General features: G+C 71.0%; 10 protein-coding genes, 1 tRNA gene and 1 pseudogene. 6 read left to right on the top strand and 6 right to left on the bottom strand.

Going from position 1 to position 9546, the window contains the following annotated elements; translation table 11 throughout:
- On the bottom strand, positions 1-1679 hold a 1679-nt coding region (locus E1165_RS25905; protein WP_371687399.1), incomplete at its 3' end, for a metallophosphoesterase.
- A 110-nt stretch (positions 1680-1789) separates the two neighbouring features.
- Between E1165_RS25905 and E1165_RS25900 the strand changes: the two genes are divergently transcribed.
- Positions 1790-1863, top strand: a tRNA-Thr gene (locus E1165_RS25900).
- A 222-nt stretch (positions 1864-2085) separates the two neighbouring features.
- Here the strand turns inward: E1165_RS25900 and E1165_RS25895 are convergent.
- Both E1165_RS25895 and E1165_RS25890 read right to left on the bottom strand, forming a co-directional pair.
- Positions 2086-3531, bottom strand: coding sequence for an ABC transporter substrate-binding protein (locus E1165_RS25895; RefSeq protein ID WP_132394345.1), 1446 nt, complete (start codon positions 3529-3531; stop codon positions 2086-2088).
- Entirely contained in the window at positions 3528-4049 is a 522-nt protein-coding gene (locus tag E1165_RS25890) for an RNA polymerase sigma factor (RefSeq protein ID WP_132394344.1), read from the bottom strand. Before E1165_RS25890 ends, E1165_RS25895 begins: the two co-directional genes overlap by 4 nt.
- A gap of 303 nt (positions 4050-4352) precedes the next feature.
- Here E1165_RS25890 and E1165_RS25885 point away from each other — a divergent pair, with 303 nt between their 5' ends.
- Positions 4353-5561, top strand: coding sequence for a serine hydrolase (locus E1165_RS25885; protein ID WP_132394343.1), 1209 nt, complete (start codon positions 4353-4355; stop codon positions 5559-5561).
- 188 nt (positions 5562-5749) lie between these two features.
- Here E1165_RS25885 and E1165_RS25875 read toward each other — a convergent pair whose 3' ends face one another.
- The gene (locus E1165_RS25875; RefSeq protein ID WP_132394342.1) at positions 5750-6595 is read right to left on the bottom strand and encodes a DUF4097 family beta strand repeat-containing protein; all 846 of its coding nucleotides are present in this window, start codon (positions 6593-6595) and stop codon (positions 5750-5752) included.
- A gap of 77 nt (positions 6596-6672) precedes the next feature.
- A complete protein-coding gene (locus tag E1165_RS25870) occupies positions 6673-7206 on the bottom strand; it encodes a YlcI/YnfO family protein (RefSeq protein ID WP_132394341.1) in 534 nt (177 codons plus the stop codon).
- A 353-nt stretch (positions 7207-7559) separates the two neighbouring features.
- Between E1165_RS25870 and E1165_RS25865 the strand changes: the two genes are divergently transcribed.
- From E1165_RS25865 to E1165_RS25855, 3 genes are all read left to right on the top strand, one after another.
- Entirely contained in the window at positions 7560-7841 is a 282-nt protein-coding gene (locus E1165_RS25865) for a hypothetical protein (protein ID WP_132394340.1), read from the top strand.
- 1 nt (position 7842) lies between these two features.
- Positions 7843-8115 carry a hypothetical protein gene (locus tag E1165_RS25860; RefSeq protein ID WP_132394339.1) on the top strand — a complete coding sequence of 91 codons (273 nt, stop codon included), beginning with the start codon at positions 7843-7845 and terminating at the stop codon, positions 8113-8115.
- A 93-nt stretch (positions 8116-8208) separates the two neighbouring features.
- Complete coding sequence (locus E1165_RS25855) at positions 8209-8619, top strand: nuclear transport factor 2 family protein (RefSeq protein WP_132394338.1); 411 nt, start codon at positions 8209-8211, stop codon at positions 8617-8619.
- On the opposite strand, the pseudogene E1165_RS25850 reads toward E1165_RS25855, so the two are convergent.
- Positions 8510-8836: pseudogene (locus tag E1165_RS25850) on the bottom strand (pyridoxamine 5'-phosphate oxidase family protein); the annotation flags it as partial. The gene E1165_RS25855 and the pseudogene E1165_RS25850 overlap by 110 nt on opposite strands.
- 152 nt (positions 8837-8988) lie before the next feature.
- Here E1165_RS25850 and E1165_RS25845 point away from each other — a divergent pair.
- Complete coding sequence (locus tag E1165_RS25845) at positions 8989-9495, top strand: DUF2231 domain-containing protein (protein WP_132394336.1); 507 nt, start codon at positions 8989-8991, stop codon at positions 9493-9495.
- The last annotated feature ends 51 nt before the right edge of the window (positions 9496-9546 follow it).

Raw genomic sequence — 9546 nt, 5'->3', positions numbered from 1 at the left:
GCGGGGGACTGGTCGGGGTTGAGATGCCAGTCGCGGGCCACCCGGTCGACGGCGACCGGGTAGATGGTCAGGGTGCCGTCCGGGGCGATGCGCATACGCAGGAAGCACTTGGCGTCCTCGATCCCCTGGCCGGCGAAGAGCTCGTTGAGGTTCACCCCGAAACCGCCCGCCACGAGCAGGTAGCCCGCCACCACCTGACTGGAGACCAGCCCGATCACCGGGCCGTAGACGACCGTCGCGGCGGCCACGGGCAGCGGCCACGGCCAGTGGTAGAACGGCAGGGCCAGCCAGATCCACGTGCCGGCGACAGCCAGTCCCACATGGGCCAGGCCGTGCCCGGCACCCAGGAGCCAGTGCCGCAGGTAGCGTTTCCCGCCGGCGGTGGGCGGCTTCGCGAAGAACGTCGCGCCGAGCAACGTCACCCCCAGCATGATCACCAGCGGAACGCTGAACAGCCGCTGCTCGGTGGTGCCCGTCCGATTCGTCGCCACCCCGGCCATGGCGAGCATCAACAGGGTGTGCAGGGTGCCGAGCAGGGCGGTGAAGCCGGGGTTGCGCATCGGCAGCCGGGAGAAGATCCCCCAGCCGTACCGGCGGGAGCGCGCGGCGTCCGGGTAACGGCCGGCCAGCTCGTACGACCGGGTGCGGCTGGCCCGCCGGGACAGGGTGTCCTTCGGCGGCACCTCGATCCGCTCGGGGAGTTTGTGCGTGGGATAGAGGTAGGCGCCGCCCCCGCCGCAGGTGACGAGCTGCCGGTCCGGGCCGGCGTACCGGGCGTAGTGGTGCAGGTCGCCCGAGATCAGCAGCCGCACGTGTGCGCCCGTCGGGGCGATGATCGTACGGATGAAGTAGTCGATCGAGTCGTACGCCGTGGGATGGTCGACGGCCTTGACCCAGGTCGGCGCCGGCACCGCCAGGATCACCCGGCTGGTCGGTCCCAGCCTCCGGGCCACCTCGTCGAAGTAGGCGAGCTGCGGATCGTCCAGGTACGACCCGGACTGGTCGTCGAGGCCGAGCAGCCACCAGTCTGCCGGCAGTTCGACCGCGAAGTACGAGCGGGACTGGCCGGTGCCCCACCCGCCGAAGTGGCGGTCCCGGGAACGGGCGAAGATCCGCAGGAAGGCCGTCAGGCCGTCGTACCAGTCATGGTTGCCGGGGACGGCGAACAGCGTCGGTCGCTCCGGTGGGGCCGCCGGTAGCGCCGCCTGGTAGGGCCCCTTGCAGCGGTCCTCGTACGCCTCGTAGGCCGCCGAGGGGTAGACCTGGTCGCCCCCCATCACCAGCATCTGCGCCCGGGGCAGCCGGTGCCCGTCCACCGTCAGCTCCGGCTGCGCCAGCAGGTACGCCACCGAGTAGGTGGCGTTGAAGCCGTCACCCAGGTCCGCCACGTAGTCCAGCCACAGCCCGCCGTCCGGCCCCACCTGCCTGCTGATCCGCGCGTCCAGGGCGTTCTGCAACTCCCGTTTGTCCAGGTACGCCCCGAACAACATCGCCAGTAGCGTACGGATGCCGGTGCTGATCAGCAGGAACGGCGCGAGCCACGGCACCGGCCCGCGGGGGGTGAAACCCAGCTCTACGGGATCGGTGCTGCGCGGCCGCCGGGCGGCCCGCTCACCAGGAGCATCCTCGGGGTGCACGGCTTCGGGGTGGCTTCCTGCGTCGTCCGTCACCCGCCGCAGCGTAGTCCGGGTCCTACGGCACCGCTGTCACGGAACCGCCTGATGTCCGAATCGCGGTGGGGAACCCCCTCGGCCGGCCCGCGGATGGTGGCGTACACTTGCTGATCGTTGCCGCCTTAGCTCAGTCGGCTAGAGCGACGCACTCGTAATGCGTAGGTCGACGGTTCGATTCCGTCAGGCGGCTCGGTGAGAAAGCCCAGGTCAACGGCCTGGGCTTCGCCGTTTTCCGAGGTCCACCACGCTGCCGCCGACGGTGCCAGTCCGCATTCCGCGCCGCGACCGCCTCGTCCACCCGGTTGGCGACCGCGTCCGGGTCGTCACCGGCACAGCCCCGCCTACACGTCCAGCGTTGTAGTGCCCGTGAAGAGCCAGGAGCGGAGCACCCCCACCTCTTCCCTGCCAGCCGTCAGCGGACCTCGCTCATGGCTGCCGCGAACTGCTCGGCGGTGAACTCGAGGGCGAACAGCCGACGCAGGTTGGCGTTGAGCGCGGCACCGGCGGTCGGGCTCAACGCCTGGTCCCAGGCCAACGTGGAGGACGGCGCAACGGCCACCAGGCGGTGCGTCGACCGGATGAACTCCGCGTGCGGTGTTCCGGCCGCTCGCGCCGCCACGTCGGTCACGGCCGGCACCTCGCCGGCGTGCAGCAGCGCGTCTACGTACCGATTGCAGGTCAACAGCGAGAACAGGACGTCCACCGCCTGTTCGGCATCAAGGCTCGCGGACGAGACGGAGAAGTAGCTGCCCGGGGCCCCCACCACGTTGGTGGGGTCTCCGGCGCCGCCGGGCACGGCGGGGAACGGTACCCACCCGAGATCGCCGTCCCGGACGAAGTCCGGATCGAGGGTCAGTTGCAGGGCGTACTCCCAGCTGCCCATGAGCTGCATCGCGGCCTGCCCGGACGCCAGCCGGCCCGAGCTGCCCCCGTCGTCGTAGCGCAGCGTGGTGAAGTCACGGCCGAACGCGCCCCGTTCGACCAGCTCCCGCGCCATCCGCGCCGCCTGCAGCACGGCCGGGTGCGACCAGGCGCCGGGCCGGCCCGCCGCGATGTCGGCGAAGGGTCGCGGGCCACCGATCCGGTCCACCAGGTACATCAGGTACATCAGTTCGGACCACCCGTCGGCGCCGGCCAGCGCGAGGGGGTCGGTCCCCCTGGCCTTGAACGCGTCCACCAGAGCGAGCAGGTCGGCGTACGTCTCGGGCGGTCGCAGATCAGCCTGGGCAAAGACCCGCCTGTTGTAGAACAGCATGATGGGCTCCACCCCGCTCGCCGGCAGCCCGTACTGCCGGCCGTCCACCCGACCGGCGGTGAGGACCTCCGGCGCGAACGCGTTGGCGACCTGTGGACGCGCACGCAGTGCCTCGGTCAGATCCAGCACCTGCTTCGCCCGGACCATCTCCTTCATACCGCCGCCACCCCAGTGGAAGAAGATGTCGGGCGGGTCGGTCGACGTCAGCGCTTCCCGCAACTGCTGCTGGTACCGCTGGTTGGGGTAGGACGCGATGTCGACCTCGATGTCCGCGCTCCGGCTGAAATCGGCGGCGCACGCCCGCAGGGCGGAAACCCTCGACTGTGAGCGCAGGGTCCACACCTGAATCTGGCCGTCCCCGCGGACCGGTCCCGCCAAATCTGCTGGCCGGCGTGACCCCGGGGCCCACGTCGCGCCGATGAGGACGGTGGCCGCCACCACCATGACGGCGCACGCCACGGCCAGCGTCCGGACACGCCGTCGCCGGGCCTGGGCGTAGCGGCGCCGGAACGCAGTCATGACGTCGGTCGCCGGCGGGACGGCGTCCTGCGCCTCGGAGAGCATCGCCGCAAGGCGACGGGTGAGCCGGTCATGCTCGTTCACACTGCCCACCTCGCAATCCAGGCCGCGTCGGGGTCCTCGTCCGCCTGGCTCTTCAGGTATCGGCTCAAGGCCAGCCGGGAGCGGGCGTACCGACTGGAGACGGTCCCCACCGGCTCGTCGGACATCGCGGCGATCTCGGCGAAGGTGTACGCGTAGAGCACGTGCAGCACGATCACGGTCCGCTCAGGCTTGCGTAGCGTCTGCAGGGCCTGCCACAGCGCGGGTTCGCTCACGCGGGTTCGCGCGGGATCGTCCCGCTCGACGGTTGCCGCGTCGACCGGCACCTCCCGCCGCCAACGCCGCCACCGACTCACGTTGCGTGTGACGATGACGCGACGGGCATACGCCTCAGGGTTGGCCGCCGCGGCCGCCCAGCGTCGCCACACCTCGACGACCGCGATCTGCGCCAGATCGTCGGCCTCGGCCAGGCTGCCGCAGATCAGGTACGCGAACCGTCGTAGCGACTCCAGCCGCGTGCGGGCGAACTCCTCCGCCCCGGTCTCCGCATCGGCGCGCATGGACACCTCCTGGCCGGTAACGCCGGGGCCGGCGGGATTCGCTGCCACGGTGAGTGTCTCAAATCCGACACCCTGTGGTCGGTCGGCGTACCGAGGGCTCCGCACGAGGTGGGCGGGCGCGGGCGCCGTCGCGCTGCGTCCACCGGTCCCGAACCCGTCGGGTCCGGACGCAGCAGATCCGGCCGTCGTAGGCGTACCGCATCTGAAGGCCACGTGAAAGGCCGAGCCGCCCCTCACGGGTGCCGAACATCGGTCCCCGAGCGGCGGCAGGGTCGTCACCTCGTCGAAGGAGGCATGTCCCCTATGCGCTGGTTCTGGTTCCAGACGTACCCGAGGACCTGGCGAGCATCACTGGCCGTGGCTCTCACCGCGGTCCTGCTCGCCACAACTGGCGCCCCGGCGGCCGGCGTTCGCCCCGACCGCGGCCTGCGCGTCGGGCTCGATGCGGTCACCGCGGCCGGGATGCCCGGCGTCTTCGCCGAGCTGCGGAACGGCCGGCACACCACCACCGCCGCGAGCGGCGTGGCTGACGTGGACACCGGGCGTCCGGTCCGCCCGCACATGCGACACCGGGTTGGCAGCATCACCAAGACGCTCGTCGCGACGGCGCTGCTCCAACTGGTCGGCGAGGGCAGGCTGGCGCTCGACGCCCCGCTCGGCCGCTACCTGCCCGAGTTCCCCGTGCCCGGCGTCACGGTACGGATGCTGCTCAACCACACCAGCGGGTTGGGTGACTACGTGCCGGTCCTGTTCCGCAGCGGCGAGGACATCGAGGCGCGGCGGTACACCACCTTCCAGCCGCGGGATCTGGCGCGGATGGGCTTGGCGCAGCCACGAACCGGCGCCCCCGGAACCGGCTGGTCCTACTCCAACACCAACTACATCCTGGCGGGCCTGATCCTGGAGCAGGTGACCGGCCGGCCGGCCGCGTACGAGATCAACCGGCGGATCATCCAGCCGCTGGGCCTGTCCGGCACCTACCTTCCGGGCCACGCCACCAAGATCGTCGGGCCTCACTCAGAGGCGTACATCCCGTGGGGCGAGGGAATCCTGCGCGACTTCAGCGAGTACAACATGTCCTGGCTGTGGCTCGCCGGTGAGCTGGTGTCCACACCGACCGACATCAACCGCTTCTACCGGGCACTGCTGACCGGCCGCCTGCTCCGCCCGGCCGAACTGGCCCAGCTCCGGACTGTCGTCCCGCGTGACCCGGCGCACCCTGAGAAGGGCTCCTACGGGTTGGGTATCTGGACCCGTCCACTGCCCTGCGGCCCCGCCTGGGGTCATGACGGACTCGGCTTCGGATACAGCACCATCTCGCTGCACAGCGCCGACGGGGCCCGTCAGATCACGGTGGCCGCCAATATGAGCTTCTACAACCCGCCCGGAGCGCCCGACCCGATCGCCGACGCCATCGATGCCGTTGTCCGGGAAGGGCTCTGCCCGGGCCGGCCCGGCAGGAACGCCGGCCGGCCCGCGTGGGTCACCGCACCGGGGTCTGCGCTGCCCTGACGCAGGCCTGCCTGCGCAGGTCACCACCTTCTCGCCGCAGCCCTCGCGGACGCGGCGGGGAGGTGGTGCCCGGTCGGCTCGTCCATCAGCAGGGCACGCAGGGTTTCGATGATCGGCGTGAACGGCTGGTTCTCGGCGAACCAGTTGCTTGCTGGTCATGGTTCCCTTTCTCCGAAGCCGGAAGTGCGTCAGGAGCGGTGGATGGTGATGTCGCCGTAGGAGGTGCGGCCGCGCACCTCGACGGTCTCGTCGGCGTCGTCGGGCCGAGTGGCGCGCTCCAACTGGTTGCGTACGTGTCCGAATCCGGTGTGCACCTCCAGCCAGGCGGCGGTGCCGTCGGCGATGCCGATCTCCAGGTCGCCCATGGCGGTGCCGAGGGTGACCGAGCCGCGGACCACCTCGCCGAGGTGGATGCTGCCGTTGGACGTCTTCGCGTCGACGCCGGCGCCGGCCCGTTCGATGTGGATGCTGCCGTTGGCCGCGCGTACCCGCGCCTCGCCGGTGACCGCGCCGATCGTGGTGTTGCCGTTGGAGTTCTTGACCTCCGCGGTGCCCTCGACCTCGCCGATCTGGATCCTGCCGGAGTCGGTGGAGATCTCGGCGTTGCCCGTGACACTCTGGGCGGTGACGTGACCGGCCGACGTGTCCAGGCGCAGCGGGCCGGTTCGTTCGAGCCAGACGTTCCCGGCGGAGGTCTTGAGCCTGCACTGTCCGAGCCGGCCGGCGCAGCGTATGTCGCCCACCTGCATCTGGGTGGACACCTGGGAACCGCTGGGCAGTTCGATGGACACGTCAACCGATCTGGTCCTGCGGGGGGAGTCGTAAACCCGCGACTTCGGACCGGTCACCCGGAGCGTGCCGTTGGTGTAGTCGACGCGGACCTGCTGGGCGGCTCTCACGTCGGACTCGTCGGACTCGTCGCTCGGGCGGACCTCGACGACGGTGTCGGTCCGGTCGCTCGCGGTGATCCGCACGTCGCCGGCGCCGAGTTCGAGCGTGACGGAAATCGGTTCGGGCGTCTCGTAACTGGGCATGGTTGTCCCCGCATCTCCGATAGGTGGGCCATCCCCGCAGGCCGGGGACGTGGTGTGAGAAGAGCGTTGTGGTGCGGCTAGCGCACCCAACCGGTGAAGTGCTGGTGGGCCCGCTTCTCGCTGCCGCGTGGCTCGGGACGCCGGTCGCGGTCGGACCGCTGCACGGCGGCGGCGGCCGCCCGGACCAGCCAGGCGTTGACCGAGCGCCCCTCCTTGGCCGCGGCCTCCTCGATCGCGGCCTTGAGCTGCTCGGGCAGGCGTACGTTGATCCGCGCGGCGGGGCCGTCCTCGGCGATCGGCAGATCGCTGTTCCGCGCGTCGTCGACCGTCACCGCAGCGTCCTTGGTCGCGAGCCCGAGCGGCTCGGCCGGTGGCGGGGTCACGACGAAGTTTGGATCGCGTCCGCGCAGGCGTAGCTCCACCGAACCCGGAGCCAGTTCCCGGGTGATCTCGTCGGCGGCGGTCGACAGCACCTCCAGCAGCGTCAGCCGGATTGCGGACTCGAGCGACCCGGTCAGGCGCTCGACCAGCGCACGCGTTTCCTCGCCGCCGGTCTCGGCAAGTGTGGCGAACTCACGTCCGAGGTTGCTCACATACGAGGTCAAGTCCATGGTGCCATGGTGGCACGACGATGGCACCACAAACAAGCCAGGTTGCTGCCATCGGTGATGCCCTGTTGGGTGCCGCGGGTGGCGCGAAACGGCGGGCCGCCAGGTGCGACAAGATCGCTGAGCTGTGTCCGCAGTTTGCAGATAGCGCTCTGACCTGGGCTTTTGTCCTCTGTATCGCTACCGTGGAGGTACGCCCGGCGCAGTGCGTCGCCTGAGCAGGCGCACCCGCGGCACCGCTGGCATCAGCGGGACGTGTGGGCCTCCAGGCGGATCAACCTCGACCAGCCAACTGGTGCTTCGCCCACTCGGCCGCGACGGCCAGGAGGTGACGAAAGGGTTAGGACCTGTGCGCAGTGAGAGCAGAACGAGCAATCAGGATCATTCTCGATGGCGGCTGCATCTTCGTGGGCCTCGGCGGGATAGTTCACCAGACGGCGATCGTGCCGCCCGGTCAGGCAAACGCCGTTCTCCTGGGGACGTATGTGGCGATCCTCGGGATCCCGGCGGGCGTCGGGCTGCTGTCGCTGCGCGGCAATGGCGGCAGCGGTACGACCAACTTGCCATCGCCGTCTCGGCCGCAGGACTCGCCGTCGCCGCCGTCGCCATCGCCGCCGCTCTGCGGAACGGGTGAGTGAGATGACGACGGAACCCTGGCGCCTGCCGTCCCGGGCGTGGCAGGTCGTGTTCGCGTCGCTCCTGTTCGCGGCGGCCGTCGCCATCTCCTCCATGGTGTACGCCAACTCCGTCGCCCGGACCTCCGAGCGGAGCCTGTGTGACCTCGTGGTGAGGCTCGACGACACCTACCGCGCGACGCCTCCACAGAACGCCACCGGGCGTCAGCTTGCCGCCGAGATCGGCCACCTGAGGAGTGAACTGGACTGCCCGGCGGCGCGCACCGCCCGACGGTGAGGGCCTGCCGTCGACGTGCGGTCGAACCCACGGCCGATCGCGGCCGTGCCGGTTCGTCGTCGGGGCGGCCGACCGGGTGGCAGGCTGGACATCGTGGACAGGAAGCAGGTGGCTGGCTGGATCGCGGCGTACGAGCGGGCGTGGCGGACGCCGGGGACGGCGGCGCTCGCCGCGATCTTCACCGACGGGGTGAGCTACCGGCAGGGGCCCTACCGGCCGCCGGTCATCGGACTGCCGGCCCTGTCCCGGATGTGGGAGGACGAGCGCGAGGGCTCCGACGAGGTGTTCCGGATGACCAGCGAGATCGTCGCGGTCGAGGGGGACACCGCCGTGGCGCGGGTGGAGGTCCGGTACGGGAACCCGGTCGACCAGGAGTACCGCGACCTGTGGATCATGCGCTTCGCGGAGGACGGGCGCTGCGCCTCGTTCGAGGAGTGGCCGTTCTGGCCGGCGCAGCCGATCGCCGCCCGCCCCGACGGAAGCCGCTGGGGATCGCCAGCGTGACCTCGTCCAGCACCTTGACGAAGCCGGCCGGGTCGCCCTTCGGGGAGACGTCGCAGCTACCGTCCGCCCCGGCCGTGGCGACCAGGCAGAACGGGGAGGCCGCGAGCCACGGCCGGTCCCCTTCGTGCGGCACCACGCGTTCCTTCGCCACCACCCGGGGTATCGGCGCCCCCACCAGCTCGCGCAGTTCCTCCGTTGAGGTGATCTCCACCGTCACGTCTGACTTCCCCGTCCGTTGACCTCGATGGCGCCTCGGGTGCCACCGGCCGCAGTCCGTCAGCGTAGGTGGCGCTGGCCAGGGCGAGGTTTGCCCACCCGGGCCGGGGGTACCGCCCATCAGCGTCCGGACGCGAGCAGTGGAGGCCCACCATGGAGAGCCGACTGAAGGTGCTCGGCCACCCCGTGCACCCGATGCTGGTGATGTTCCCGCTGGCTCTCCTGGTCACCGGCGCTCTCTTCGACATCGTCGACGCGGTCGGTGGTCCCGACTTCCTGGGCGAGGCGGCGTACTGGAACATCACCGTCGGCCTCGTCGGTGGCCTGCTGGCCGCGGCGGCCGGGACGGTCGACCTGCTCGCCATCCCGGCCGGCACCCGCGCCAAGCGGGTGGCGCTCACCCACGCCGCCGCGAACGTCGCGGTGGTCCTGCTCTTCGCCGCCGTCTGGGCGGTCCGGCTCAGCGCCGAGTCCCGGACGGCCGGCGGCGCGCTGATCGCGATCGAGGTGGTCGCGGTGGCCCTGCTCGGCATCAGCGCCTGGCTCGGCGGCGAACTCGTCGACCGGCTCGGTGTCGGCGTGGACCCGGAGGCCGGCCTGGACGCCCCCAGCTCACTGCGGCCCCCGGCGGCCACCCAGCGGATCGGAGACGTGCGATGACAGAACAGTCCGGCGGCGGCGGGTTCGGCCGGGGATGGCGGGGGCGGCAGC

The organism is Micromonospora sp. KC723, from assembly GCF_004348595.1.
GTDB lineage: Bacteria > Actinomycetota > Actinomycetes > Mycobacteriales > Micromonosporaceae > Micromonospora.
The sequence above is the reverse complement of the archived record's forward strand: the minus strand, read 5'-3'. Positions and strand labels throughout refer to the sequence as shown.

Bases quoted from the DNA above. Each gene is read 5' to 3' on its own strand.
- E1165_RS25890 (WP_132394344.1), bottom strand. From the start codon at position 4,049: ATGCGCGCCGATGCGGAGACCGGGGCGGAGGAGTTCGCCCGCACGCGG.
- E1165_RS25885 (WP_132394343.1), top strand. From the start codon at position 4,353: ATGCGCTGGTTCTGGTTCCAGACGTACCCGAGGACCTGGCGAGCATCA.
- E1165_RS25875 (WP_132394342.1), bottom strand. From the start codon at position 6,595: ATGCCCAGTTACGAGACGCCCGAACCGATTTCCGTCACGCTCGAACTC.
- E1165_RS25870 (WP_132394341.1), bottom strand. From the start codon at position 7,206: ATGGACTTGACCTCGTATGTGAGCAACCTCGGACGTGAGTTCGCCACA.
- E1165_RS25860 (WP_132394339.1), top strand. From the start codon at position 7,843: ATGACGACGGAACCCTGGCGCCTGCCGTCCCGGGCGTGGCAGGTCGTG.
- E1165_RS25845 (WP_132394336.1), top strand. From the start codon at position 8,989: ATGGAGAGCCGACTGAAGGTGCTCGGCCACCCCGTGCACCCGATGCTG.